At 59.4% G+C, this 26746-nt stretch carries 21 protein-coding genes; 14 read left to right on the top strand and 7 right to left on the bottom strand.

The window, feature by feature from the left end:
• Nucleotides 1-49: 49 nt before the first annotated feature.
• Complete coding sequence (gene rnhA, locus K3G63_RS05805; protein ID WP_220613119.1) at nucleotides 50-517, bottom strand: ribonuclease HI; 468 nt, start codon at nucleotides 515-517, stop codon at nucleotides 50-52.
• A 107-nt stretch (nucleotides 518-624) separates the two neighbouring features.
• Nucleotides 625-1188 (bottom strand): MarC family protein, encoded by a 564-nt coding sequence (locus K3G63_RS05800; RefSeq protein ID WP_220613118.1) that lies wholly within the window; start codon nucleotides 1186-1188, stop codon nucleotides 625-627.
• 195 nt (nucleotides 1189-1383) lie between these two features.
• Between K3G63_RS05800 and K3G63_RS05795 the strand changes: the two genes are divergently transcribed.
• Complete coding sequence (locus K3G63_RS05795) at nucleotides 1384-1536, top strand: hypothetical protein (RefSeq protein WP_220613117.1); 153 nt, start codon at nucleotides 1384-1386, stop codon at nucleotides 1534-1536.
• A gap of 116 nt (nucleotides 1537-1652) precedes the next feature.
• Here K3G63_RS05795 and K3G63_RS05790 read toward each other — a convergent pair whose 3' ends face one another.
• Nucleotides 1653-2720: an aminotransferase class V-fold PLP-dependent enzyme gene (locus K3G63_RS05790; protein ID WP_220613116.1), complete on the bottom strand. Its 1068-nt coding sequence runs from the start codon at nucleotides 2718-2720 to the stop codon at nucleotides 1653-1655.
• Between the two features lie 131 nt (nucleotides 2721-2851).
• Nucleotides 2852-3298, bottom strand: a complete 447-nt coding sequence (gene aroQ / locus K3G63_RS05785; protein ID WP_220613115.1) for a type II 3-dehydroquinate dehydratase — start codon at nucleotides 3296-3298, stop codon at nucleotides 2852-2854.
• Between the two features lie 184 nt (nucleotides 3299-3482).
• On the opposite strand from aroQ, the gene xerD reads away from it, so the two are divergent.
• Nucleotides 3483-4385, top strand: coding sequence for a site-specific tyrosine recombinase XerD (gene xerD, locus K3G63_RS05780; protein ID WP_220613114.1), 903 nt, complete (start codon nucleotides 3483-3485; stop codon nucleotides 4383-4385).
• 12 nt (nucleotides 4386-4397) lie between these two features.
• On the opposite strand, the gene K3G63_RS05775 is transcribed toward xerD, so the two are convergent.
• Nucleotides 4398-4829 (bottom strand): hypothetical protein, encoded by a 432-nt coding sequence (locus tag K3G63_RS05775; protein WP_220613113.1) that lies wholly within the window; start codon nucleotides 4827-4829, stop codon nucleotides 4398-4400.
• Nucleotides 4830-4926: 97 nt separating this feature from the next.
• Between K3G63_RS05775 and K3G63_RS05770 the strand changes: the two genes are divergently transcribed.
• The 8 genes from K3G63_RS05770 (at nucleotide 4927) to K3G63_RS05735 (ending at nucleotide 16261) form a co-directional block, all read left to right on the top strand.
• The gene (locus K3G63_RS05770; protein WP_220613112.1) at nucleotides 4927-6660 is read left to right on the top strand and encodes a DUF6044 family protein; all 1734 of its coding nucleotides are present in this window, start codon (nucleotides 4927-4929) and stop codon (nucleotides 6658-6660) included.
• A 163-nt stretch (nucleotides 6661-6823) separates the two neighbouring features.
• On the top strand, nucleotides 6824-9862 hold the full coding sequence (locus K3G63_RS05765) for a DNA translocase FtsK (RefSeq protein WP_220613111.1): 3039 nt from the start codon (nucleotides 6824-6826) through the stop codon (nucleotides 9860-9862).
• Nucleotides 9863-9990: 128 nt separating this feature from the next.
• Nucleotides 9991-10635 carry an outer membrane lipoprotein carrier protein LolA gene (locus K3G63_RS05760; RefSeq protein ID WP_220613110.1) on the top strand — a complete coding sequence of 215 codons (645 nt, stop codon included), beginning with the start codon at nucleotides 9991-9993 and terminating at the stop codon, nucleotides 10633-10635.
• Nucleotides 10636-10759: 124 nt separating this feature from the next.
• Nucleotides 10760-12043 carry a DUF2851 family protein gene (locus tag K3G63_RS05755; protein ID WP_220613109.1) on the top strand — a complete coding sequence of 428 codons (1284 nt, stop codon included), beginning with the start codon at nucleotides 10760-10762 and terminating at the stop codon, nucleotides 12041-12043.
• A gap of 46 nt (nucleotides 12044-12089) precedes the next feature.
• Nucleotides 12090-13361, top strand: a complete 1272-nt coding sequence (locus K3G63_RS05750; RefSeq protein WP_220613108.1) for a hypothetical protein — start codon at nucleotides 12090-12092, stop codon at nucleotides 13359-13361.
• Between the two features lie 151 nt (nucleotides 13362-13512).
• The gene (locus tag K3G63_RS05745) at nucleotides 13513-14145 is read left to right on the top strand and encodes a NeuD/PglB/VioB family sugar acetyltransferase (protein ID WP_220613107.1); all 633 of its coding nucleotides are present in this window, start codon (nucleotides 13513-13515) and stop codon (nucleotides 14143-14145) included.
• A 90-nt stretch (nucleotides 14146-14235) separates the two neighbouring features.
• On the top strand, nucleotides 14236-15189 hold the full coding sequence (locus K3G63_RS05740; protein WP_220613106.1) for a rhodanese-related sulfurtransferase: 954 nt from the start codon (nucleotides 14236-14238) through the stop codon (nucleotides 15187-15189).
• Between the two features lie 199 nt (nucleotides 15190-15388).
• Nucleotides 15389-16261 carry a nucleoside phosphorylase gene (locus K3G63_RS05735; RefSeq protein WP_220613105.1) on the top strand — a complete coding sequence of 291 codons (873 nt, stop codon included), beginning with the start codon at nucleotides 15389-15391 and terminating at the stop codon, nucleotides 16259-16261.
• Between the two features lie 180 nt (nucleotides 16262-16441).
• Here K3G63_RS05735 and K3G63_RS05730 read toward each other — a convergent pair whose 3' ends face one another.
• Together K3G63_RS05730 and K3G63_RS05725 are read right to left on the bottom strand one after the other, a co-directional pair.
• Entirely contained in the window at nucleotides 16442-16753 is a 312-nt protein-coding gene (locus K3G63_RS05730; protein WP_110977659.1) for a hypothetical protein, read from the bottom strand.
• A 122-nt stretch (nucleotides 16754-16875) separates the two neighbouring features.
• The gene (locus K3G63_RS05725; RefSeq protein ID WP_220613104.1) at nucleotides 16876-17901 is read right to left on the bottom strand and encodes an acyl-CoA reductase; all 1026 of its coding nucleotides are present in this window, start codon (nucleotides 17899-17901) and stop codon (nucleotides 16876-16878) included.
• Nucleotides 17902-18136: 235 nt separating this feature from the next.
• Between K3G63_RS05725 and K3G63_RS05720 the strand changes: the two genes are divergently transcribed.
• The 4 genes from K3G63_RS05720 to K3G63_RS05705 all read left to right on the top strand — a co-directional run bounded on the left by K3G63_RS05720 (nucleotide 18137) and on the right by K3G63_RS05705 (nucleotide 26692).
• Nucleotides 18137-18487, top strand: coding sequence for a 4Fe-4S dicluster domain-containing protein (locus K3G63_RS05720; protein WP_110977661.1), 351 nt, complete (start codon nucleotides 18137-18139; stop codon nucleotides 18485-18487).
• Between the two features lie 163 nt (nucleotides 18488-18650).
• On the top strand, nucleotides 18651-21281 hold the full coding sequence (locus tag K3G63_RS05715; RefSeq protein WP_220613103.1) for a valine--tRNA ligase: 2631 nt from the start codon (nucleotides 18651-18653) through the stop codon (nucleotides 21279-21281).
• Between the two features lie 253 nt (nucleotides 21282-21534).
• A complete protein-coding gene (locus K3G63_RS05710) occupies nucleotides 21535-23664 on the top strand; it encodes a S9 family peptidase (protein WP_409070860.1) in 2130 nt (709 codons plus the stop codon).
• Nucleotides 23665-24064: 400 nt separating this feature from the next.
• On the top strand, nucleotides 24065-26692 hold the full coding sequence (locus tag K3G63_RS05705) for a TonB-dependent receptor domain-containing protein (RefSeq protein WP_220613102.1): 2628 nt from the start codon (nucleotides 24065-24067) through the stop codon (nucleotides 26690-26692).
• The last annotated feature ends 54 nt before the right edge of the window (nucleotides 26693-26746 follow it).

Genomic DNA, 26746 nt, shown 5'->3' with positions numbered 1-26746 from the left:
GAAGCAGATCAGTCCTGCGACTAGCCCTGGGATTTGTTGGCCTACCATGCTAGCCGCGCTTTGCCTCAATCAGCTCGTAGCCCTCGTCAATCAAAAGCTTGCCTTGGGTAGCGCTCCACACGGCCAGCTGGTCGCACCGCTCGTTTTCGGGGTGGCCGTTGTGGCCGCGCACCCAGCGGAACTGCACGCTGCGCTGCTTGTACACTTTCAGAAAGCGCCGCCACAGGTCCTCGTTGGCTTTTTTGCCGAAATCGGGCTTAGTGGCCCAGCCGAACACCCAGCGCTTCTCCACGGCATCGACCACGTAGCGCGAGTCTGTGACGACGGTAATGGGCAGCTCGGGGCGGGTAATGGCCTCCAGGCCCACAATCACGGCCAGCAGTTCCATGCGGTTGTTGGTGGTTAGGCGGAAGCCCTGGGTCAACTCTTTTTCGTGCTGGCCAAAGCGCAGAATGGCCCCGTAGCCTCCGGGCCCCGGATTGCCCCGTGAGGAACCGTCGGTATATAAATGAATCATGCGGTGGGAAGCTTAGAAGCACTTTCAGGAGGTAGGAACTGCGCGAAAATAAAACACCAACCGGTGCAGTGCAGCCCAGTTCCTACTCCCTGAAAGCCGACCAAACCCTAAAAATTACTTTTGAACAGTTTGATGGCAATGGCCAGTAGAATCACCCCGAACACGCGGCGCAGAATGTCCTCGCCGGCCTTGCCCAGCTTCCGCTCAATCCAGGCCGAGCTTTTCAGCACCAGGTACACAAACACCAGGTTGACCAGCACCCCAGCCAGCACGTTGGGCAGCTGGTAGGCGGCCCGCAGCGAGAGTAGCGTGGTCATGGTGCCGGCGCCCACAATCAGCGGAAACGCCAGGGGCACGATGGAGCCCGTGGAAGCCAGCGGATTGTGCTTAAACAGCTCTACCCCCAGAATCATTTCCATGCCGATGAGGAAGATGATAATGGCGCCGGCCAGGGCAAACGATTGAAAATCAACCCCAAACAAGGAAAGAATGCTCTGGCCCAAAAACAGAAAGGCCACCATCAGCAGGCCCGCTACCAGTGTGGCCTTCTCCGACTCAATCTTGCCTTCCCGCTGCCGGATCTGGATGATAATCGGGATGGAGCCCAGAATGTCAATGATGGCAAACAGGGTAAGCGTGACCGACGCTATTTCCTTAAAACTGAATACCATGGCAGAAGGTAGAGCTAAAGCAATGGGGGGTACAACTGCGTTTCATAGATGAGCCTACGTCTGGTGCCGGGCTGCAGGCAGTACGTGGAGTAAGCACTCGAACCGGGGGTAGTATACTGCAGAAATGTGCTCTTGAGAGTGCGCCAACCGGGTGGCTTTACCAGAAAAGAACTTCTTTCAGCCTGCCGGAGTAGCTTGTCCTCCCGAACAGACAGCCGGCTTCATTCCGGCAAAGCCACTACCTCCGGCCAGACGATGTGCTCGTTGGAGAACGGACCCGACTGGCAGTACTGCCCGCGCACTACCGTTCCGTTTGCCGGCGGCGGTTCGCTGGCCCAGTACTGGTAGGCCTGCCGGGCGTTGGTAGTTTGTAGTTCCCCGCCGCCCGCCAGCAAAAATGCGCCTGGTCTAGCTTCTCTCCTGGCCCCAGGCTAGGAGAGAAGCTAGACGCCGCAGTTCCACGGCTAAGCAAACTCGCGGGCGAAGAACTGCACGAGCTGTTCGAAGGCGGCGTCGGGGATGGCGGGGAAGTTGGCGATGCGCAGGCTGGTGGGTTTCCAGGAGCCGTAGCCGCTACCCAGCTGCAAGCCCTGGGTCAGGGCCCGGCGCTTTACTTCCTCAATGAGGGCGGCCGGGCCTTGCAGGCCGATAACGGTAGTGGAGCGGGTTTCGGGGTTGGTCACGAGCGGGGAAAGCTGGGTGGCCTGGTCGAAGTAGTCGTAGAGCTTGGTGGCCCGGTCCTGCAGGTGCTGGTGGATAACCTTGATGGCTGGCCGATCAGCCATGACACGGCTCAGCAGGTAGATGCCCAGCACATTGGGCGTGTGGGTGGTCTGGTAGTTGAGCATCTTCTCGTACTGGGCCATGAGCGAGTTGTAGTGCTTGCGCTCATTGATTTTACGCAGGCGCTCCACGGCCCGGGGCGAGAGCAGCATTACGGAGAGGCCCGCCGGCAGCCCGAAGCACTTCTGCACCGAGGCGTACCAGATGTCGGCCTTGATGTATTTGAGCTGAATGCCGCCCAGCGAGGAGGTAGCATCTACGGCCAGTAGGGCATTGCCCGGCAGTCGATTATAAATATTCAGCACTACCCCGTCGCGAAGTTGGGTAGCGTTGCTGGTTTCGTTTTGGGTGATGCATACCAGGTCGGTTTTCTCGTCGAGGCCCGGCAGGCTCGTCAGCTCGGGCACGTCATCGAGACCAAAGCGGACGCCTGCCGTGGCGGGCCGCAGCTCCTTGGCGTACTCGTACCACTTTTCCCCGAAGGCCCCGCTGTAGAGGTGGAAGCTCTTGGTGGGCGTCAGGCTCTGGGCCAGCACCTCCCAGCACTCCGTGGCGGAACTCATGAAAAATACCGTGTAATCCTGAGGGACGTTGAGCTTGTTTTTCAGCTCCTGCACGGTTTGGCGCATCAGCTGCACAAACCGCTCCCCGCGGTGCTGGGCCGAAAGCCAGCCCTCGTCAAAGGCATCCTGCAGGTACTGGCGCACCTGTGGGTACACTTGCGAGGGACCGGGATTGAATGTATACATAGGAAGGAAAGGCTAGGCAGTGGAAACGCAAAGGTAGGCGTGGCGAACTAGTGAACTGGTGAAATCGTGCGTTTGATGCGCTATTCGCACCAGTCAAGCAGCCTGAACGTCAAACGCACTATTTCATTATTTCACACCTTGAACCCTACCCGCTTGGGGCGCTGGCTGTCGAAGTAATGCAGGGCCAGCTTGTAGCTTTCGAGCTTGAAGCCGCTGATGCTGCCTACGCAGTTGCGCCCGATAAGGCTTTTCTGACGGAACTCTTCGCGGGCGTGCAGGTTGCTCAGATGCACCTCTACCACGGGGGTAGCAATGGCCGCAATGGCGTCGGCCAGCGCTACGCTGGTGTGGGTGTAGCCGCCAGCATTGAGCACGATGCCGTGGTAGCTGAAGCCTACCTCGTGGAGCTTGTCCAGCAGCTCGCCCTCGTGGTTGCTTTGGAAGTACACCAGCTCGAACTGCGGAAAGGCTTCGCGCAGCTCGGGCAGGTACTCCTCAAACGAGCGGGAGCCGTAGATGCCCGGCTCGCGGCGGCCGAGCAGGTTGAGGTTGGGGCCGTTAAGAAGAAGAATCTGCATAACAAGAAGGGCATAAGAGCTGCGGTACGCAGCCAGCGCAACAAAGGTATTGGCATTCTGCCCCGGGAGAAGCATTTGTTGCGCTTCAAGGGGGTAGGGGCCTGCTAAATCCGGCCGCTCTTCAGCATGGGCGCATAACTAGCTGTACTTTTGCCCTACTTTTCTCCTTTCCCGATTTCGTGGTATGTCTACCTGGCCCCTCGCCCTCAAGCAATTTGAAGGCTACCTGCAACTGGAAAAGTCCCTCTCCGCCAACTCCGTGGAAGCATACGTGCGCGACGTACAGAAGCTGCGCCAGTACCTGGAAATAGAAAAACTACCCGCCTCGCCCCAGCAGGTTACTACCCGCATTCTGCGCGACTTCCTAACCTGGCTCGGGGGGCTGGGCATGACGGCCACTTCCCAGGCGCGCACCCTGTCGGGCATCAAGGCTTTCTACCGCTTTCTGATTATGGAGGACTTGCTGACTCTGGACCCCACCGATACCCTGGACGCACCCAAAACCGGCCGCAAGCTCCCCGATACGCTCAGCTACCCCGAAATCGAGCTGATGCTGGACGGCATTGACCTGAGTACCCCCGAGGGTACCCGCAACCGGGCCATGCTGGAAGTGCTCTACAGCTCGGGGCTGCGGGTAAGCGAGCTGACGGGCCTGCGCCTCTCCAACCTTTACGCCGACCAGGGCTTTGTACGGGTAACGGGCAAGGGCAACAAGGAGCGTCTCGTACCCATCGGCCGCGACGCCCTCAAGCACCTGGGCTTCTACCTGCAGGGCATCCGGGCCCACCTTGATATCAAGCCGGGCCACGAAGACACCGTGTTCCTGAACAAGCGCGGGGCGGGCCTCTCGCGGGTCATGGTTTTCAATATCATCAAGGCTTCTGCCGAAAAAGCGGGCATCCGCAAGAGCATCAGCCCCCACACCTTTCGGCACAGCTTTGCTACCCACCTGATTGAGGGCGGCGCCGACCTGCGCGCCGTGCAGGAAATGCTGGGCCACGAGAGCATCACCACCACCGAAATCTACACCCACCTCGACCGGGACTACCTGCGCCAGGTTATCACGGAGTTTCACCCGCGCAGCTAGCGGCGGGGTTACTTAGCTGGCAAGCTTCTGGCAGCTGCTTAGCCACTCGGCGGCCTCTACCTCTTTCTCGAAAACCTGAATTTCAAACCGCGTCAGCAGCAACTCGGCGGCCGGGTTAATCCAGGCATTCACAATGGTATCGGGCTGAGCCACGTGGGCCACGTAGCGCAACCCGGCGGCAGAGGCGGCCGGGCCCCACACCGTGGCCAGCCAGTCCAGCGAGTCGAACCAGGGCCCCTGCAGGCGGCTGTTGTCATTCAGCAGATAGCGGCAATGTACCTGCTCCAGCATCTCCAGGCCCACGGTGGCACCGTCGCGGGCGTACTCGGGTCCTACGTAGCCGACCCAGGTGGCCCGGAGCCACTGCCGGGTTTCGTCGTAGGTCAGCTGACAAAAGTCAGGGTTGCTGGCTGTGGTAAGGATGCGCTGGTACATAGTAGGCATAGAATAGCATTCGCCTCATATAACGTGGGCGGTTGAGTGTAGGATAACACCTCGACAGGGAAATTTTACTTTTGTTCTGGCCGAAACGCCGTTCTCTATGGTTGTACCTTCCGCTCCCGAGGGGCGTTCGTCTGTTTTGCCTGCTGCGCTGCTGTGGGCCGTGGGTATTTTGTTGCTGCTCAGTCTGGCCTACGTAGGGCAGGGAGGGAATATCTACGTGCTTATCGATGACAACCTGGATACGGAGCTGGTCCCGCCCTTCGTGCTACTGCAGGAAGGCAAAGCGCTGGATTACCGCCCCACTACCACCGTGGCCCGGCTGCTGCATGGGGTGCCGCGCAACGCCCTGCGGCCGGGGCTACAGCCCTTGGTGGGGCTGATGGCCTTAGGCAGTCCGCTGAGCGCCTACCTCGCGCACGAACTGCTGGTGCGGCTGGCCGGCTTGCTGGGAATGTATCTGCTCCTGCGGCGCTATGCGTTGCCCGGCCCCGCGCAGGCGGGCTGGTGCGCGGCGCTGGCCTTGGCCTGGGCAGTGCTGCCTACCTACACGGTCTACGGGGTATCGGTGCTGGGGCAGCCGTGGGTAGTGCTGGCTCTGCTGAACCTGCACCGGGGCTCCGGCCGGTGGACGGACTGGCTGACGCTGGTGGCGTTTGCATTCTGGTCGAGCCTGGTGCTGGCGGGGGTGTTTGTACTACTTGCCGCGGGTCTGGTCCTGGCCGCCGATGCGTGGTACCACCGCCGGCTAAAGTGGCGGCCCTGGCTCGGACTGGCCGTGCTGGCCCTGAGCTACGGGGTAGTGGAGTATCCGCTGCTGTACTCACTTGTACTGGAGCGGCAGTTTGTGCCCCATCGGCTGGAGTTCGACTACGCCCGGCTGGCCCCCGGTGGGGTAGGGGCAGGGCTGGCGGGAGCCGCGCGCTACTTTCTGCTGGGCCAGTACCATGCCAGCCTGTTTCTGCGGGCGGCGCCGCTGCTGGCTGTTCTACTGGCGCTGTGGCATACCCCTGCCGGCCCGGCCCGCTGGCGTCTGGCGCGGGTGGCGGCGGGCAGCCTGGGGCTGCTGGCGGCCGGGGCGCTGTTGTGCGGCTTTTATCCTCAGTTGAGTGGGGTTTTGCAGCAAGCCATGCCGCCGCTACGGGCGTTTAACTTCTCCCGCTTTCACTTTCTGATGCCGCTGGCCTGGTTTGGGGTGCTGGTGCTGGGCCTGCGCCATCTGCCGCGCGGACCGCTGGCCGCCGGCCTGATTGGGCTACAGCTGCTACTTGGGCTGGGCATGAACACGGAATGGACCCTCAACCTACGGCGCCTGCTGGGCCGGCTGCCCGTCACCGAGCCCACGTACGCCGCCTACGTGGCCCCGGACCTGTTCGCCCGGATTCAGCGGGACATAGCCCGGCGCACCGGTCAGCCGCCGGCCTCCTACCGGGTGGCCTGCCTGGGGCTTCCGCCGGCTGTAGCCTCGCTCAACGGCTTCTACACCCTCGACGCCTACCAGAACAACTACCCGCTGGCCTACAAGCACCAGTTCCGGGAGCTTATCCGGGGGGAGCTGGCCAAGAGCCCAGTGCTACGCACCTATTTCGACGCCTGGGGTAACCGCTGCTACTTATTTTCGGCTGAGTTGGGCAAGAACTTCCGGGTGGGGGCGTTTGCCAACAAGCAGGTTGCGCACTGGGCCTTTGATGCGTCGGCCTTCCGCCGACTGGGCGGGCGCTACGTGCTGTCGGGGGCCCGCTTGGCCCAACCGGCCCAGAGCGGGGTGCGGCTAGCGGGAGCGTATACTGCGGCGGGCGCCTACTGGCGGGTGTGGGTGTACGAGGTGCGCTAGGTGGAGCCGCGGGCCGCTGCCGCAAAGCCGGGTCTGCCGTGCGGGCTGCACTTGGGCAACACGGCATGGCACTATTTCCCGACCTCACCTAATCAGCACCTTAGCAAATTAGGCCATCAGCGCATCACATAATTGTCTAGATTTGGTCTTTGGCGTGTCTCTAATGGCTAAAAATACCTACAAGCAACCCTCCTCTGCGGCCCCTGGCCGCACTAACGAGCCCCGGCCGGTGGCCGAGCCGCGCGCGGCCCGCAACCAGCCCCGGCCCAGTGAACCCGAGTCCGCGCGCGAAAGCCGCCGCAACGAGCCGGCTGGCCGCGCTCCGAAATCTGCCGCTGCCCCGAAAAGTCCGCGCAAGCCTCTGAAACTGCCCGCCGTCAACCTGACCGGCATCTTCGGCTTCCTGCGCGACCGGCGTTTTCAGCTATTTCTGGGCTTCTTCTTTCTCATAGGTTCCATCTACCTCACCATTGCGTTCATTTCCTTCCTGTTCACGGGCCACGCGGACCAGAGCGTAACGGAGAGCATCGACCGTACGCCGCTAAAAGACGCCGGGCAGGAAACGGGCAACTGGCTGGGGCTGGTGGGCGCAATGCTGGCCCAGTTTCTAATTCAGGATGGCTTTGGGGTAGCAGCCTTTGCGGCCATTCCCATTGTCTTTTTTATCGGCTACAAGATTGTGTTCCGCCGGGCGGGCATCTCGTTCACCTACGTGCTGGCTCTATGTCTGTTTACCATGCTGTGGCTGAGCGTGTTGCTGGGCTACGTGGTGCTCACCATCCAAAGCCCCGATGTAGACCCGGCCCTGGCCCACAGCCTCGACTTTCTGTGTGGTGGCGTGGGCTACGAAACCGCCTTCTGGCTTGATAGCCTCATTGGCTGGGGTACGGTGCTGCTGCTGGCTTTCCTGCTGATTTCCTTTGTGGTGTTCTTCTTCAACGTTACCAGCCTCAACCTGAACCTGCGCCGTAGTGCTGGGGATGAAGGGGACGAAGAAGAAGAGCTAGTGCCGCAAATGGCCGTTAGCTCTAGTACCCGTGGGAACTATGCCGCCAGCCCCAGCCCCTTTGAGGAGCCCCAGGAGCCTAAAGATGACTCCCTAGGCATCACACTCAAGCGGGTAGGCCCGCTGGCTGCTCGCCCGGAACCAGTAGAGCCCGATGAGGAGGACGAAGAGCTGGAAATAGAGCCCCAGCGTACCGGTCCGGTAGCAGCGCCTACTCCTGCCTTTGTTGCCGCCACCAGTACGGCCGCCACTACCGCTACGATAGGCGCGGGCGGGCTTGCGGCCGCAGCAGCTAGTGTGCCCCTGAGCGTAGCCACTTCTGCCGGCTCGGCCCTTACCGGGGCAGCCGCTACCTTGGCTACCCCCGCCCCGGCCAGCGGCCCCAGCTTCTCCATCGAAATGCCCGAGCCCGAGGTAGCACCAACGCCCGCACCGAAAGCGCCGGTAGCCGTCTCCAGCGTGCCGACGCCGCTTTCCCTGGCCGACTTGGTAGCCGATGAGTCGCCGCTGCCGGCTCCATCTCTGCCTATAGCTCCTGTAACTCCCTCCAGTGTACCGGCAGGCTTGTCGTTTGAGGTGGAGGATGCTACTACCTCTACCCACGAGCTCGACCCTTCGGCCGGCGCCGATATGGCCGTTATTGCCGAGGAGGACGAGGAAGAAGAGGCCATGCCCACCGGCGAGTACGACCCGACCCTCGACCTGCCCCGCTACCAGTACCCTACCCTGGAGCTGCTCAACGACTATGGGGTAGCCAAGGCCCAGGTGACCAAAGAAGAGCTGGAAGCCAACAAGGACCGCATTGTGGAAACCCTGGGGCACTACGGCATCAACATCGCCAGCATTAAGGCCACCATCGGGCCCACAGTTACGCTCTACGAAATCGTGCCCGACGCCGGGGTGCGCATCTCCAAAATCAAGAGCCTCGAAGATGACATTGCCCTGAGCCTCGCGGCCCTGGGCATCCGCATCATTGCCCCTATTCCGGGCAAGGGCACCATTGGTATTGAGGTGCCGAACACCAAAAAGGAAATGGTGAGCATCCGCTCAGTGTTCAATACCGACAAGTTTGTGGCCACCGAAATGGACTTGCCCATTGCTTTCGGGCGGACCATTACCAATGAGGTATTTGTGGTGGACCTGGCCAAAATGCCTCACTTGCTGATGGCGGGTGCTACGGGTCAGGGTAAATCGGTGGGTCTGAACGTGATTCTGGCCTCGCTGCTCTACAAGCGTCACCCTTCCCAGCTCAAGTTTGTGCTCGTCGACCCCAAGAAGGTAGAACTGAGCATCTTCAACAAGATTGAGCGCCACTTTCTGGCCAAGTTGCCCGAGTCGGAGGAGCCCATCATTACTGATACCAAGAAGGTAGTGAACACGCTCAACTCCTTGTGCATGGAGATGGACAAGCGCTACGACCTGCTCAAGGACGCTGGCTGCCGCAACCTCAAGGAGTACAACCGTAAGTTTGTGGAGCGCCGCCTCAACCCGAAAAAGGGCCACCGCTACATGCCCTTTATTGTGCTGGTGATTGATGAGCTGGCTGACCTCATGATGACGGCCGGCAAGGAGGTAGAAACTCCCATTGCCCGCCTGGCTCAGCTGGCCCGCGCCATCGGGATTCACCTGATTGTGGCTACCCAGCGTCCGTCCGTGAACGTTATTACGGGTATCATCAAAGCCAACTTTCCCTGCCGTATTTCCTTCAAGGTGACCAGCAAAATCGACTCGCGCACCATTCTCGATGCCGGTGGCGCCGACCAGCTCATTGGCCAGGGCGACATGCTAATTTCCCAGGGCTCCGACATCATCCGGGTGCAGTGCGCCTTCATTGACACGCCCGAGGTAGACCGCCTCTGCGACTTCGTGGGTGAGCAGCAGGGCTACCCCAATGCCTACGAGCTACCCGAAGTACCCGGCGAGGCCGGCAGCGGTAACGGTGATGTTGACGACTTCGACCCCACCGACCGGGATTCTATGTTCGAGGAAGCCGCCCGCGTAATTGTGCTGCACCAGCAGGGAAGCACCTCCCTTATCCAGCGCAAGCTCAAGCTAGGCTACAACCGCGCCGGCCGATTAATCGACCAATTGGAACACGCAGGCATCGTCGGACCGTTTGAGGGTAGCAAGGCTAGGGAAGTACTGATTCCAGATGAGTATAGTTTGGAACAGTTGTTGAATAGCCTGCCCAAGTAGAATAGAGATAATAAAACTTCGTGCGTAGAATTTGTTCTATTGTTTTTCGCCTTGCGTTTAAACCTTATTTACGTTCTACGCTCTTACGCTTGAGCTGTTAAGCGCTCCAAACACCACCTCCTTTTGCAATGAAGAAGTATTTCGCCCTGCTCGCCCTTTCCGTGTCGCTGACCTCCGTCGCCACGGCCCAGCAGGACCCCAAAGCCGGCAAGATTCTGGACCAGATGAGCGCCAAGTATCAGGCCATGAAGGCGTTCAAGGCCACGTTCACGCAGACGCTGGAAAATGATGCTGCCAAGGTGAAGGAAAACCTTTCTGGCGACATCACCGTGAGCGGCCAGAAGTTTCGGCTGAAAATGAGCGGCCAAGAGGTCATTAACAATGGCCAGACCATGTGGACGTACATGAAGGCTGAAAATGAGGTGAATATCTCGGATTATGAGCCTGAGGATCAAGAGATTTCGCCTTCCCAGATCTACACCCTCTATAAGAAGGGCTATAAATATGCCTACGTGCAGGAAGCCAAAGAAAACGGGGAGGTAGTAGACGTAATTGAACTCTCGCCGGAAGACCGCAATAACCCCGTGTACAAGGTGCGTCTGAAAGTAGGCCGCAATGATAAAGCGGTGAAAAGCTGGCAGATGTTCAAGAAGAACGGCAACCGCTACACCTACAAAATCAGCAAGTTCCAGCCCAATGTACCGGTAGACGCTACCACTTTCAATTTCGATAAGAGCAAGTACAAAGGCGTAAAGGTTATTGACCTGCGCTAGTCTGGGCTCTGCCAAGTTGACCGGCCCGCTTCTGTCGCAGACAGAGGCGGGCCGGTTTGTTTTGGTGCGTGAGTAAAGAGAACAATCTATATCTTACCCGTCTGATACTTATGCTATATTCTTTATGCAGGAAGATTTTCTCCACTACGTTTGGCAGCACCAGTATTTCGATAAAACGAATCTAACCACCGAAGACGGACAGCCCATTATCGTGCTGCGGCCCGGCCAGCGCAACCCCGATGCCGGACCGGATTTTCTGAACGCTCGGGTGCAGGTAGGAGAGGTAGAGTGGAACGGAGCCGTGGAAATACACATTCGGGCTTCCGACTGGCTTCGGCATCAGCACCAAACGGACCCTAAGTACGACCAGGTAATTCTGCACGTGGTGTATTCCGCCGACCAAAACGTGGCCCGCACCAACGGTTCGGCCATACCACATCTGGCCCTGAGCAGCCGCATTGCCGACCACCTGTTGGCTACTTATGAGCGCCTTCGGGAGCAGCCTCCCGAAGCTACCCTACCCTGCGCCCCGCTGCAAAGCCACGTGTCGGAGCTGACGCGCACTATGATGATGGGCCGCACTTTGCTGGAGCGGGTAGAGCAGAAAGCAGACCTGCTTACGGCGTTGCATCAGCAGAATGGCCAGGACTGGGAGGCGACTACCTGGCATGCCCTGGCCATAGCCTTCGGGTTTCAGAAAAATGCCGAACCTATGGCCCGTCTAGCCAAGGCCCTGCCGCTATCCGTCGTGCGTCGGCACCGCCACGACGCCCACCAAGTGAGTGCTCTGCTGTTTGGGCAAGCGGGCTTTCTGGAAGAAGCTGGGGTAGCAGATGCCTATGTAGAAGAGTTACGGCAGGAGTTTGCTTTTCTGCGGCACAAGTACAACCTCGGGGGCACCGCCCTGGCTGCGCACGACTGGAACTTCCTGCGCATGCGGCCCGCCAACTTCCCGACGGTACGCTTAGCCCAGCTCACGGGCTTATTGCACGCGCGCCCGGTACTTTTTGATGCGTTGCTGAGCGCGGCCACTATCAAGGCTTTAGAGGAGTTCTTTACCGCCCCTCTGCCCGCCTACTGGCAAACTCATTACCGCCCTGGCAAAGTTGGGAAGGTAGCCGCCCCAGGACGTAGCAGCATACATCTGCTGGTTACCAACCTGGTGGTACCGTTGCGGGTCGCCTACGCCCGCTACGTGGGCAACCAGGAGCTGGTAGAAACCGCCGTTACATTACTTGATCAGCTGCCCGCCGAGCAAAACCATGTGCTGGATGCCTACGAAGCCGCCGGCTTCCGCAATGCCTCCGCCGCCGATTCGCAAGGGTTGCTGGCGTTGCACCGCAGCTACTGCTCGCCGCGTCGGTGCGTGCAGTGTGCCATTGGGGGTAGTATCTTGCGCAAGCGTTAGGGTAGGGCCGGGTCCTGCCTGCGCTTTTCTGCTAACCTATCTGTCGTTGCTGCTCCGCCTTCTTCCTGCCCTGGTTCTTAATGCCGTCCTGGTGTGGGGCGTGGTCCGGTGGCTGCCCCGGGTCCGCCAACTGCCAACAGTAGGAAAGTGGGTAGTGCCTACCCTGGGGCTGAAACTGATAGCCACGGGCATCTCGATAGCAGTGCTGAGTGAAGACGCGGCGTACTTCCAGGTCTGGTCGGGCCGCCTGACCGACCAGCTCTGGCACGCTCCCGGTGCGTGGCTGCGGATGCTGCCAACCGATGAGTTTCACTGGGGGGGCTGGCACCTGGTGTTCCATGGCTTCTCCAATACGCTGTTTCTTGTCAAGCTTTTATCGGTTGTGAACCTGGCTAGCTTGGGCAATGCCTTGTTGAATGGGTGCTACCTATCCGTATTCTGCTTTGTCTGCAGTTGGGAGCTGGTACGGCAAATGTGGCTGCAGTGGCCCCATGCCGTGCCCAGTAGCGCCCTGACGGGGTTCCTGCTCTGGCCAACGGTAGTGTACTGGACTTCCGGACTCACCAAGGAAAGCCTTTTGGTGGGCAGTGGAGCCTTGGTGCTGGCGCTGGTTATCCGGCTGGCTTACGCCGATGCTGGCCGCCGGGGCTGGCTGGTAGTAGGGCTTGCCGCCGCTGTGGTTCTGCATTTTAAGATGCGCTATTTCTTTGCCGTGATTCTGTTTGGCTGCTTGACCGGCCTGGGCTTGGTGCGGGTGGTACAGCAGCTAGGCGGGGCCCGAAGCCGCGTTGTTCAGGCCCTGCTGATAGTGGCGCTGCTGGCGGGAGGCGCGTGGGCCGCCAGTGAAGTCAGCCCGGTTTTTCGGGCCAACAAGTTTACCTCCCAGCTGCAACGCAACTACTCCGATCTGCTCAAAACCTCCCAGGGCCGGCCCCACCTGGAGTACCCAACCCTGAAACCGACTACTGAAAGCGTGGTGCTGAACTCGCCCCAAGCAGTGTTCAATACCCTGGCCCGGCCCTGGCCGTGGGAGGGAGGCTCGGTGCTGTACGTGCTGGCGGGTCTCGAGAACCTGGGGTTGCTGCTGCTGCTGGGGGTAGCGGTGTGGAGTGTGTTGCGCGGCCAGCTGGGCCATATGCCCTTTGCTTTGGTGTTTGCCTTGCTTCTTTACTGCCTTATTCTGGCCGCGCTGCTGGGGCTGACAACCCCCAACCTGGGCACGCTGAACCGGTATCGGGTTACGTTCCTGCCTTTTCTGCTAGTGCTGGTGCTGCAAGCTCCGTACCCTGCGGCCATACTACGTCGCTTCAATCTCTGAAAAACAGACCTGTTCAGCATCGGGAGCAAAAGCGGCCCTAGGGTTGTTGAGGAGTGCTACAGCCCGGCGGCGTGGCCTACCCGGCAGAACCTGTATCTTTGTCCTCCCAAAACCTGTTTTCACCGGCCGCCCCGCGGCCGTTTTCGATACTATGGAAAACCCCGTTATCATCCTGGGTGCGCAAGCGGTAGGCACCGCCGCCCTCGATGCCTTTCAAAGCAACGATGTAGTAGTGTACTGCCTGCTCGACGACAATGCTACCCTGCAGAACACCGAACTCAACGACGTGCCTGTGATGGGCAACACCGACGACAAGGAGCTGCTGAAGCTGATCGGCAAAAAATGCGAAGTGTTTGTGGCAACCGAAGACACGGCCAGCCGCCGCAGCCTCACCAGCATGTTGCGCGACGAGTACGAGGTAGCCCCCGTCAACGCCATTCACCAGCGGGCCAGCGTTTCGCCGAGCGCGTGGTTGGGGCATGGTAACCTCATCGGGGCCAACGCCGTGGTAGCGGGCACGGCCAAGCTCGGCGACGGCTGCATCCTGGGGGCTAATGCTGTGGTGGACGTGAAAGCCGAAATGGGCGACTACTCCCAACTGGGCGCCGGGGCCATCCTGAACGCCGAAGTAACGGTAGGGGAGCTGGCCTTCATTGGGGCCGGGGCGGTAGTAGTGGCCGGGGTGAAAATTGGGGCTAAAGCTCGCGTGGGCGCTGGCTCGGTGGTCGTAGCCGACGTTCCGGCCGGCCAGACGGTGTTCGGCAACCCAGCTCAAAAAGTGTAATTTGAGAACTTAGAAGATAGAGCTTAGAACGAAGAATTTCTGCTGTATTCTCTCAGTTCTGAGCTCTTACATCTCACTTCTACTAGAAGAATGGACTACCTCGTTCTGCTGTATTACTGCTACACGCCTATCGAGAACCCCGAGCAGTTTCGGGAGGAGCATCACCGCCTATGCCTGAGCCTAAACCTGCTGGGCCGCATTATTGTGGCTTCGGAAGGGCTAAACGGCACGGTTTCCGGTCGGCGGGCCGACTGTGAGGAGTACATGCGCATCGTGAAAGCCGATCCGCGCTTTACTACCCTGGAATTCAAAGTGGAAGAAGCTCCGGCGCATACTTTCCAGAAGCTGCACGTGCGCGTGAAACCGGAAATTGTGCACGTGGGCCTACCTCACATCAAGCCCTACGAGCGTACCGGTATTCACCTCTCGCCCACGGAGTTCCGCGACCTAAAGGACCAGGAAGATGTAGTGGTGCTGGATGTGCGATCCGACTATGAGCACAACCTGGGCCGCTTTAAAAATGCCATTACCCTCGACATCGAGAATTTCCGCGAGTTCCCGGAGAAGGTGCAGGAGCTGGAGCAGTTCAAGGACAAGAAAATCCTGACCTACTGCACCGGTGGCATCAAGTGCGAAAAGGCCTCGGCTTTCCTGCTGGAGCAGGGCTTCGAGAACGTGTACCAGCTGCACGGCGGCATTATTAAGTACGGTCTGGAAGCCGGGGGCGAAGATTTTGAGGGCAAGTGCTACGTATTCGATGGCCGCGTGGCCGTGGACGTGAACAGCGTGAACCCCAGCATCATCAGCCATTGCCACCATTGCCATACGCCCTCCGACCGGATGGTGAACTGCGCTAACCCGCACTGCAACGCCCACATTCCACTCTGCGAAACCTGCGGCCAGCAGCTCGATGGTGCCTGCTCCACCACCTGCCAGGAGCACCCCGATAAGCGCCCTTACGACGGAACCGGCGCCTACCCCAAGAACAGCAACAATTACAGCCCCGAGCAGGGCCTACTGTCGTACCGCGCCCCAGTGCGGTAGGCAAAGGCTTCCGTTTTATCATCCTGAGCCTACGCAAAGGACCTCTACCGAGAGTAATCAAGGTTACTTTTCGTAGAGGTCCTTTGCGTAGGCTCCGGATGACAGCTTGTTTTTGAGGTAGCTGGATTAACGTCATACGAACCCAAACTGCGGTTTTTGCCGTACCATTGCACCTTCCTTTTCTAAAAATCCCCCTCTTATGCCCATCGCCGAATCGGAGCTGATCCTCAACAAGGATGGCAGCATCTACCACCTGAACCTGCTACCCGACCATATTTCCGAAACCATCATCACGGTCGGCGACCCGGAGCGCGTACCCACGGTTAGTCAGCACTTCGATTCCATCGAAACCATCATTCACAAGCGCGAGTTTGTGACGCATGTGGGCTACTACCGCGGTAAGCGCCTCACCGTTATCAGCACGGGCATGGGTACTGATAACATCGACATCCTGATGAATGAGCTGGATGCGCTGGTAAACATCGACTTCGTGACGCGCGAGCCACGCCCCTTGGAGGAGCGGATCAACCTGCGCATCGTGCGGGTAGGTACCAGCGGCTCTCTGCAGGCCGATATTCCGGTGGGCTCCCTGCTAGTGTCGGAACACGCCGTTGGCCTGGACTCGCTGATGCAGTTCTACCCCCTGGTGGAAACGGGCCTGGAGGTAGAGGTAGCGCGCGGTGTGCAACAAAGCCTGCAGCTTGATTACCGCCCGTACTGCGTGCGCGGTTCCGATTTGCTGCGCGAGCAACTGGGCGCGGGCATGGTCACCGGCAACACGCTCACCTGCCCTGGCTTCTACGGCCCCCAGGGCCGCGTGCTGCGCCTGGACCTGCGCCTTACGAACCTGATTGAGCAATTCCAGCAATTCCGCTACCACAGCGCTGAGGGCGAGTTCCGCCTTACCAACTTTGAGATGGAAACGGCTGGCTACTATTCATTAGGCCGCATGCTGGGTCACGAGGTAGTCTCGCTGAACGCCATTGTGGCCAACCGTGCTACCGGCGAATTCGCTACCAACTCCGAACAGGTAGTAAACCACCTGATTGCCACCACCCTGGAGAGAATATAGACATGTAGTCATTGCGAGGAGGCACGACGAAGCAATCTGTCCTCTCTATGTGACAAACCTACTGAAGTGAGAAGCCCTTACTGCCAGCACGGACGGTAAGGGCTTCTCACATTTCAAAGGGGAGCACGTTGGTCAGGAAGGATTGCTTCGTCGTGCCTCCTCGCCATGACATAAAAGGGATTAGTAGAAGTCGAAGCTTAGGACGGCGCGCAGGGGTAGGGAGATGCCGGATTTAAGCGTCAGGTACTCCTCGTGGGTAGCCCACACGGTGGTATATACGCGCTTCACGCTGCCGTCAGCAGTCTGGAAATAGATGTCGAGTTTGCCGTGGTAAGCGTTGCCTAGCGTGGCGGCGCGTTCGGCGTCGTGGCGGCGGCGCTGGATTTCGGCTTTTTCCGTCAGAACATCTTCCGTGGAGAAGCGCAGGTTAGGAATAACTTCTTTTTCAATGGTTTCTATGGTCGGGTCGGTGGTCTTCAGTTCAGGAATCATGGTAGTACAGAATAGAACGTTCAACGATGAACAGGTGATGGCAACTAAGGTGCCGAAACGCGCGTGAAGAACGCATGAGCGGCACCCGGCAGGTAGCGGGCTTCAACACCTGCTCTGCTTTTTTACGCCAATTCTGCTAAAAAGGCCATGGTATCCACGCCGTCAGCGTAATCACCTACCCCCGGCTGCTGGGCCCGGCCAAACGGAAAGCTACCGGCAAACAGCCCACCCGCCGAGACAAGGCACTGGGTTTGAGCTGCCACATCGGCTAGGCGCACCACCAAGTCTACCTCATTGCTATACGTTTCGTAGTGCAGCACCGAAATGGGCGACACCAGCTGGGTACTTTGGGTGAGCAGCAGGAAACCGGAGTCGAGGTGAGGCACGCGGTTCACCAGCATGATGCTCTTGTTATAATCGTAGTTGTTCTGGTAGCGGTTGTGCTCCAGCACGCGGTGCCAGGGCTGTAGGGAATCGAGCAAGGGAGTGAAATCGTAGCCTTCGGGCACGTAGAGCTTGCTCACGTTGCGGCAGCCCAGGCCATAGTAGCGGAAAATATCCTCGCCCAGCAGGCCCAGGTCGTGGTCGGTTTCGCGGCCCGTGAGTACGGCCAGGCTGGTGCGGTTGCGCCGGATGATGTTGGGCTTCTTACCGAAATAATACTCGAAGTAGCGGGCCGTATTGTCGGAGCCGGTGGCAATAAAGGCGTCGGCGGCATTCAGGCGCGGTACCAGCTGAATCTGCTCTGTAAAGCGCGGTTCCAGGCGCGTCAGCTCCTCCAGCACCCAGGTCATCAGCACGGTATCATCGGAGCTGAGCTTAGCCAGCAGAATATGACCGGAGAGCAGCACGCACAAGGCATCGTGGAAACCCACCAGCGGAATATTGCCGGCCATGACCACCCCAATCTTGCGAGGTTGGGTGGGCTCTTGGGGGTAGCGGGCCGACCATTGGCGCAGAGGCTCTTCTGCGAGCAGATGCGCGATGCCCCGAATGGCCGACGTGACGTTGGGCAAATCAAACCAGTTGTTCTGGTTGCGGGCCCGGGCAGCTAGGCCGGCCAGTTCATCGGCGTGGGCGGGGGTAGGTAGTTCAGTGAGGCGCTGGCCCAGGGCCACGAAAGCAGCCAGGCGGTCGGCGTGCGTCATATAGAAAGGGAAAACGAAACGATAAAAGGGTAGGAGCAGGCAGAAGCGCCCGCCACACCCGTAGGTAAACCTTCGGAACCCCTGTTTGGATTCCTTCAGAGAATACGGAATTCAGAGGTCAAAATTCTTGTTGAGTACGGCTAATTCCTAATTTTGCCTGTCGGCATCCTGCCTGCGGCGGGTTGCGTACTAGCAAAGCATCCTCTTTTCCTACCTTTTTAAGATACCCGAGGCTATGGCCATCATGATAACCGACGAGTGCATCAACTGTGGTGCCTGCGAACCGGAATGCCCCAATACTGCCATCTACGAAGGCGGCGCTCAGTGGCGCTGGGCCGATGGAACGAGCTTGAAAGAAGTACAGGTAGACGGCGGTGAAACCGTATCCGGCACTTCGCCCCAGCGGCCTATTTCTGACGAGTACTACTACATCGTATCCGATAAGTGCACCGAGTGCGTGGGCTTCCACGAGGAGCCCCAGTGCGCTGCCGTGTGCCCTGTGGACTGCTGCGTGGATGACCCCGACTACCGCGAAACGCAGGAAAAGCTGCTCAGCAAAAAGCAGTGGCTGCACCAGGAGGCCTAAGCCCTACCTGCTGCCACCAGCCCAAGCTACCCAAGAGCTGCTTCCACCTGGAGGCAGCTCTTGTTGTTTACCGGACTGCTCGCGCTATGCTCCGAAGCATACCTGGGCTAGCCCGCCCGAAATGTCTACTTTTGCCCGTATTCTGAACTGATTCCCTTCGACGATGTCCATCGCCAAAACCTATACTCCCGCCGACGTTGAAGCCAAGTGGTACCAGCGCTGGCAGGAGCAGGGCTTCTTCAAAGCCAAAGCCAACCCCCGCAAACAGCCGTATTCGGTCGTAATTCCGCCGCCTAACGTGACGGGCGTGCTGCACATGGGCCACATGCTGAACAATACCATTCAGGATGTGCTGGTGCGCCGGGCCCGCATGCAGGGCAAGGAAGCGTGCTGGGTGCCCGGCACCGACCACGCCAGCATTGCCACCGAAGCCAAGGTAGTAGCCCTGCTCAAGGAGAAAGGCATCGAGAAGAAGGACCTGACCCGGGAGCAGTTCCTGGAGCACGCCTGGGAGTGGAAGGAGAAGTACGGCGGCATCATTCTGGAGCAGCTCAAGAAGCTGGGCGCTTCCTGCGACTGGGACCGAACGCGCTTCACTATGGAGCCCGAACTAACCGAGGCCGTGCTGCGTGTATTCGTGGACCTGTTCCAGAAAGGCCTGATTTACCGCGGTATCCGGATGGTAAACTGGGACCCGAAAGGCGGCACGGCACTCAGCGACGAGGAAGTAATTCCGAAGGACACCATGGCCAAAATGTACCACTTGCACTACGAGGTAGTAGGGCAGGAGGGTCAGTTCCTGACGGTAGCCACCTCCCGGCCCGAAACCATCATGGCTGACGTAGCTGTGGCGGTGAACCCGAACGATGAGCGGTACACTCATCTGCACGGGGCAAAAGTGCGCATTCCGCTGCTGGGCCGCGAAATTCCGGTGATTCTGGACGAGTACGTAAGCATCGACTTCGGTACGGGGGCCCTGAAGGTAACGCCCGCCCACGACCTGAACGACTACGAGTTGGGCCTGAAGCACAACCTGCCCGTTATCGACATTCTGAACAACGACGGTACGCTGAATGAAAAAGCGCAGCTGTACGTGGGGCAGGACCGCTTTGCCGCCCGCCGCAACATTGTGAAGGACCTGGAAGATGCCGGAAACCTGGTAAAGGTGGAGGAATACGCCAGCGTACTGCAGACCTCGGAGCGCACCGGCGCCGTGATTGAGCCCCGCCTGAGCCTGCAGTGGTTCCTGAAAATGGAGCACCTAGCCAAGCCCGCCCTGGAGGTAGTGGAAAGCGACGAAATCAAGCTGCACCCGCCCAAGTTCAAGAACATGTACCGGGTGTGGATGGAGAACGTGCGCGACTGGTGCATTTCGCGGCAGCTGTGGTGGGGCCAGCGCATTCCGGCCTACTACCTGCCCGATGGCACCTTCGTGGTAGCCCTGAGCGCCGAAGAAGCCCTGAAACAAGCGCGCGAGCAAAGCGGCAACGACGACCTGCAGCTCTCGGATCTGCGTCAGGATGAGGACGTGCTGGATACGTGGTTCTCGTCGTGGCTGTGGCCTATTTCGGTGTTCGATGGGTTCAAGGACCCCGACAACGCCGACGTCAACTATTTCTACCCCACCGACGACCTCGTAACGGCCCCCGAAATCCTGTTTTTCTGGGTGGCCCGCATGATTATGGCCGGGCTGGAGTACCGCAAGGAAGTGCCCTTCCGCAATGTGTACCTCACGGGCATCGTGCGCGACGCCCAGGGCCGCAAGATGAGCAAGAGCCTCGGCAACTCGCCCGACCCGCTGGACCTCATTGCCGACTACGGTGCCGACGGCGTGCGCACCGGCATGCTGTTCAGCTCCCCGGCCGGCAACGATTTGCTGTTCGATATCAAGCTGGTAGAGCAGGGCCGCAACTTCACCAACAAGCTCTGGAACGCCTTCCGCCTTATCAAAGGCTGGGAGGTAGATGCCACCCTACCGTTTGCCAATGAAAAGGCGGTAGAGTGGTTCGGGGCCAAGCTACAGACGACCCTGCAGGAGCTGGACGAACACTTCGACAAGTTCCGGATGTCGGATGCGCTGATGACCATCTACAAGCTGGTGTGGGACGACTTCTGCTCCGTGTACCTGGAGATGATCAAGCCCGCCTACCAGGCACCTATCGACCCCGAAACCTTGCGCCTCACCACCGGCTACCTCGAAACCCTGCTCAAGCTGCTGCACCCGTTCATGCCCTTCATCACCGAAGAAATCTGGCACGAACTGGCCGAGCGCGGCCCCAAGGACTACGTATGCGTGGCCGCCTGGCCTAAGGCTCAGCCCGTGGCGAACAGCGCCGACCTGCTGGCCCGCATGGACCGCGCCCTCGACGTCGTGGCCGGCGTGCGTAACATCCGCAACCAGAAGGGCCTGGGCCCTAACAAGCCCCTGACCCTGGCCGCCAAAACCGACGATGCTCAGCTGCTGCAGGACTACGACGGCATCATCCGCAAGCTGGCTTCCCTCACCGAAATCAGCGTGGTAGAGGCTGCCCCGGCTGCTGCGGTAGGCTTTGTGTCGTCGGGCACCGAGTTCTTCGTGCCCATGGAAGGCCAGATTGACCTTGGGGCCGAGAAAGAGCGCCTAACCAAGGAGCTGGAATACGCCCAGGGCTTCCGCGACTCGGTGCTGAAAAAGCTCGCCAACGAGAAGTTCGTGCAGAACGCCAAGCCTGACCTGGTGGAGCGCGAGCGGCAGAAGCTAGCCGACGCCGAAGCCAAGATCACGGCCCTGGAGCAGAGCCTAGCCGCACTGTAACACAGGGTGAAAATCTGCCAAAAAGGCCGCTGCGGTAACGTGGCGGCCTTTTTGTTTGCTGGTTGCTGCTAGAAAATTCGCTTATCATCCTGAGCATAGCGAAGGGCCTCTACCACCTCGCGTGGGGTAGTAATTACCCTCCGTAGAGGTCCTTCGCTATGCTCCGGTTGACAGGCTGGTAGAATAGGATGCTCCCTCGTATCTAAATTTCTCTTTCCTTTAGCGCAATAGTTCACCCTAATTGCCTTGCGCTATGAAACCACTATATACCCTGCTGACGGGCTTGGGCGTGCTGCTGAGCGGTGCGGCCGTGGCTCAGTCGGCTACCCCTGCCACCATGAACAAACCACCCGTAGCGGCCATCAAGCCGAAAGAGCTGAAGTCGCCATTTGGCACCCGTACCGATAATTACTACTGGCTGAATCAGCGCGAAAGCCCGGAGGTAATCAGCTACCTCAACGCCGAAAACGCCTATTTCGAGCAGCAAATGGCTCCCGTGAAAGGACTGGAGGAAAAGCTGTTCCAGGAAATTAAAGGGCGCATCAAGGAGCAGGATGAGTCGGTGCCCTACCGCGACAACGGGTACTACTACTACACCCGCTTCGAGGCCGGGGCCGAGTACCCGATTTACTGCCGCAAGAAGGGTAGCCTGACCGCGCCCGAGGAAGTGCTGCTCAACGCCAACGAGCTGGGCAAAGGCAAGGCCTACTACCAGATTGGCGGCTTCGAAGTCAGCGACGACAACCAAGTGCTGGCTTATTCTGAGGACGTAGTGAGTCGCCGCCTCTACACCCTGCGCTTCCGCAACCTGAAAACTGGTCAGCTCTATCCCGAGCAAATCATCAATACCAGCGGCAATGCCGTGTGGGCCGCCGACAACAAAACGGTGTTCTACACCCGCAAGGACCCCGGCACCCTACTCGATTACCAGCTCTACCGCCACACCCTGGGCACCGACTCCAGCAAGGACCAGCTGGTGTACGAGGAAAAGGACAACACCTACCGCATCCACGTCGGCCGCTCGAAGTCGCGCAAGTACATTTTCCTGCAAGCGGGTAGTACCATGTCGTCGGAAACCCGGTTCCTGGAAGCGGCTACCCCCACGGCGGCGCTGAAGGTGTTTCTGCCCCGCGAGGCCGACCACCTCTACGACGTAGAGCACTTCGGCAACGATTTTTACGTGCACTCCAATGCCGGCGCGCCCAACTTTCGCCTGCTGAAAACGCCCGTCACGAACACCGCCAAAACAGCCTGGCAGGAAGTTATTCCGCACCGCAAGGACGTGTTTCTGGAGAACATGGAGCTGTTCAAGGACTACCTCGTGCTGGGCGAGCGAAAGGAAGGACTGCTGCAACTGCGCGTGATTCGGTGGAAGGACAAGCAGGAGCACTACCTCAACTTCGGGGAGCCAGCCTACACCGCCGCCATCAGCATTAACCCCGAGTTTGATACGCCGGTGCTGCGCTACAGCTACTCCTCCCTGACTACCCCCAGCTCCACCTTCGACTATGACATGAACGCCCGCACCAAAAAGCTGCTCAAGGAGCAGGCCGTGCTGGGTGGTTTCAACAAGGAAGACTACGTGACCGAGCGCCAGTACGCTACGGCTGCCGACGGTACGAAGATTCCGATGTCCATCGTGTATAAAAAGGGCTTCAAGAAGGATGGCAGCGCGCCGGTGCTGCAGTACGCCTACGGCTCCTACGGCTACTCTACCAACCCCACGTTCAGCGCGGCTCGCCTGAGCTTGCTCGATAGGGGCTTTGCCTACGTGATTTGCCACATCCGGGGCGGGCAGGAAATGGGCCGGCAGTGGTACGAGGACGGTAAGAAGCTCAAGAAGAAAAACACCTTCACCGACTTCACCGACTGCTCCAAGTTCCTGATTGACCAGAAGTACACCTCCGCGCAGAAGCTGTTTGCCATGGGCGGCTCGGCGGGCGGCCTGCTCATGGGCGCCGTGGTGAACAACCACCCCGAGTACTACAAGGGGGTAGTGGCCGCCGTGCCCTTCGTGGACGTGGTAACTACTATGCTCGACGAAAGCATTCCGCTGACTACCGGGGAGTACGACGAGTGGGGCAACCCCAATAAAAAGGAGTTCTACGAGTACATGCTCAGCTACTCGCCCTACGACCAGGTGAAGGCCCAGGCCTACCCCAATATGCTGGTTACCACCGGCCTGCACGACTCGCAGGTGCAGTACTTTGAGCCGGCTAAGTGGGTAGCCAAGCTGCGCACCGTAAAGACCGATAACAACCTGCTGCTTCTGCACACTGATATGGCGGCTGGCCACGGCGGCGCCTCCGGCCGCTTCAAGTCCATCCACGATACGGCCCGGCAGTTTGCCTTCATGCTCATGCTGCTGGGCGTGAAAGCCTAGCTACTACCTCTGCGCCAAACCATTATTGGTCCTTTCAAGCTTTGGCAAAGAACCTTTGCTGCTTCAGTAGGGGTAGCAAAATTACTTTCGTTAGAAGTCCGTCGTCAGGTTTCAGGACGACAAACGCAAAAAGCCGCTCCACCGCTGGAGCGGCTTTTTTGTTAAACCTCCCCGCATTCTGGTAAATATTCGGGCCGGCGTGCGACTATAAGACCAAAGTTGCGTCTGTGGCTGCGGTTGCTTGGCATTCGCACGGATTTTCTCCGGCTTCGGGGGCGGAAATGGGCCGGTTGGTCGGGTTCATTTCGGCGGCTCTGGTTGTCGGGGTAGGTTTGTGCCAGGAAAACGGTAGCCCGTTTTGCTGCCTGCCCGCCGGGCATTGCTATTTCCCCTCACGTACATGAAAAAGCTTTTCTTTCTTATTCTGATAACTGGCAGCGGCCACGCGGTACTTGCCCAGATGCCCGGTGCTGGCGAACGGCCGGCGGGTGCGGCCCGGCCCGCAGGCGGGCCGCCGGCCGCGGCTGCGCAGCCCCAGCAGGGTAGCGGCCGCATTACAGGCACGGTTACCGATGCGGGCACCAAGCAGCCCGTGCCTTACGCTACCGTGGCGCTGGTAAACCCCGCCACCGGCAAACCCGTGGATGGCACCGCCGCCGACGACAACGGCAAGTTCACGCTCCCGCGCGTTGCCGCCGGCACCTACACCGTGCAGGTGAGCTTTATCGGGTATAAGTTGGTGGAGAAGACGGGGGTAGTCATTACCGCGGCCGGCAACACGGTTTCCTTGGGTAATGTGGCTCTGGCGTCAACGGCGCAGGCCCTGGGCGAAGTGCGGGTAGAAGGTCAGCGCAGCCTGGTGGAGGAAAAGGTGGACCGCACGGTGTACAACGCCGAGAAGGACGAAACCACCCGCGGCGGCGACGCCACCGATGTGCTCAAGCGCGTGCCTAACCTCTCCGTAGACCTCGACGGCAACGTGAGCCTGCGCGGCAGCAGCAACATCCGGGTGCTTATCAACAACCGGCCCAGCACCATCTCGGCCAACAGCATTGCTGACGCCCTCAAGCAGATTCCGGCCGACCAGATTAAAACAGTAGAGGTAATTACCTCGCCCTCGGCCAAGTACGATGCCGAAGGCTCGGGCGGTATTATCAACATCGTCACGAAGCAAAACAACCTGCAGGGCTTTACCCTGGATCTGCGCTCCAGCGCCGGTTTGCGCGGCTCTGATTTGGGCTTGAACGCCTCGTACCGGGTAGGGAAGATGGGCTTCTCGCTGGGGGGCGGTGGCCGCGCCCAGTACAACACGCCCGGCAGCTTCCGCAACGAGCAAGAGTCTTACACCGTGCAAGGCAACAACCTGAGCACGCGCCGCCTGGCCAGCCAAACCATCCAGAGTGCCGATACGCGCCAGCAGAACCTGTTCGGGCGCTACTCCTTCGGCTGGGACTACGACATCAACAAGTACAACTTCCTCTCGGCTTCGGTGCAGCTAGGCCTGCGCAACGGCACCAGCTACCAGGACGGACTGGCGACAAGCTCTACGTTCTACTTTTACCCCGAAGTGCCGTTTTACCCGGTAACGCCGGTTACTAGTTACACGGAAAGCAGCAGCAGCTTGCGCAACGTAAAGGTGCTCGATAACTCGAATACGCTGGATGCGACCCTGAACTATACCCGCACCTTCGAGACGCCCCAGCGCGAGTTCAGCATTTTGGGCCAGTACAGCCGCAACACGCGCAATAACGACTTCACCAACTTCATTCTGGAAGGTGAAGGAGCCGGTGACAACCGCCGCAACGAAAACGACAGCTACAACGAGGAGGTAACCCTTCAGGCCGATTACCAGACGCCCTTGAGCAAAACGCAGCTGTTGGAGTTCGGGGCCAAGGACATCATGCGCCGCGTAAACAGCGACTATACCACGTTCCTGAACGGTCAGGCCCAGAGCGGCACCAACCTCTCGAACGTGTTCGACTACAACCAGAACGTCGCCTCGGCCTACGCTTCTTATACTCTTAGCTTCCTGAAAGCGTACACCCTGAAAGCCGGCGCCCGCTACGAATACACCACCATCAACGCTGACTTCCGCACTGAAAACGCGCCTTCCATTCCCTCGTATGGGGTATTAGTGCCCAGCGTCAACCTGTCGCGGAAGCTCACCAACGGTAACGTGGTGAAGGCCGCCTACAACCGCCGGATTCAGCGCCCCTCACTGCAGTTCCTGAACCCCAATGCGCAGTCGCCTAACCCGCTGCTGGTAACCATTGGTAACCCGGAGCTGCGGCCCGAGTACACCAACAACTTTGAGTTGGGCTACAACACCTTTATTAAGCAGACGTCGCTGAACTTCTCGGTTTTCGCCCGCAACACGGATAAGTCGATTCAGCCGGTGCGCACGCCGCTGGAAGGGGGCGTTATCCAGACGGAGTACGCCAACATCGGCACCGAAAACGCCTACGGCGGCAGCGTAAACGCCAACGTCAACATCAACAACAAGCTCACGCTGGGCGGCGGTGCCGATGTGTACTATGCCACGCTCGATAACAATAACTCCAACATTGTATTCGCGGCCAGCAACCAGGGCTGGGTGGCCAGCGGCCGCCTGATGGGGGGCTATAACTTTACCAAAGGCTGGGGCCTGCAGGCGTTCAGCTTCTACCGTGGCCGGCAGGTGCAGCTCCAGGGCTACCAGGGCGGCTTTGGGGTGTACAGCCTGAGCGTGAAGAAAGATTTTGCCGAGAAAAAAGGCACCATCGGCTTTGGGGCCGATAACTTCTTTACGCCCACCAACCGCATCCGCAGCGAAATCAGCTCCGCGACGCTGGAGCAGAACAGCGTGAACGTGTTTCACCGCACCAGTCTGCGCGTGAACCTGAGCTACCGCATCGGTAAGATGAGCATGGCCCAGCCCAAGCGCCGCCGCTCCGTCAGCAACGACGACCTGAAGGACGGCGGCAACTCCGACGGCGGCAATGGCGCCGGGGCTACCCCTGCCCAGGGCCCCAGCGGCGGCCGGCCTTAGCGGGTTCCTCCCCACGACGGAAAGCAAAAGCCTCCTGCCAATTGGCGGGAGGCT

This window comes from Hymenobacter sp. HSC-4F20 (assembly GCF_019599275.1).
Classification (GTDB): domain Bacteria; phylum Bacteroidota; class Bacteroidia; order Cytophagales; family Hymenobacteraceae; genus Hymenobacter.
This window is presented reverse-complemented; position numbering and strand designations above follow the sequence as displayed.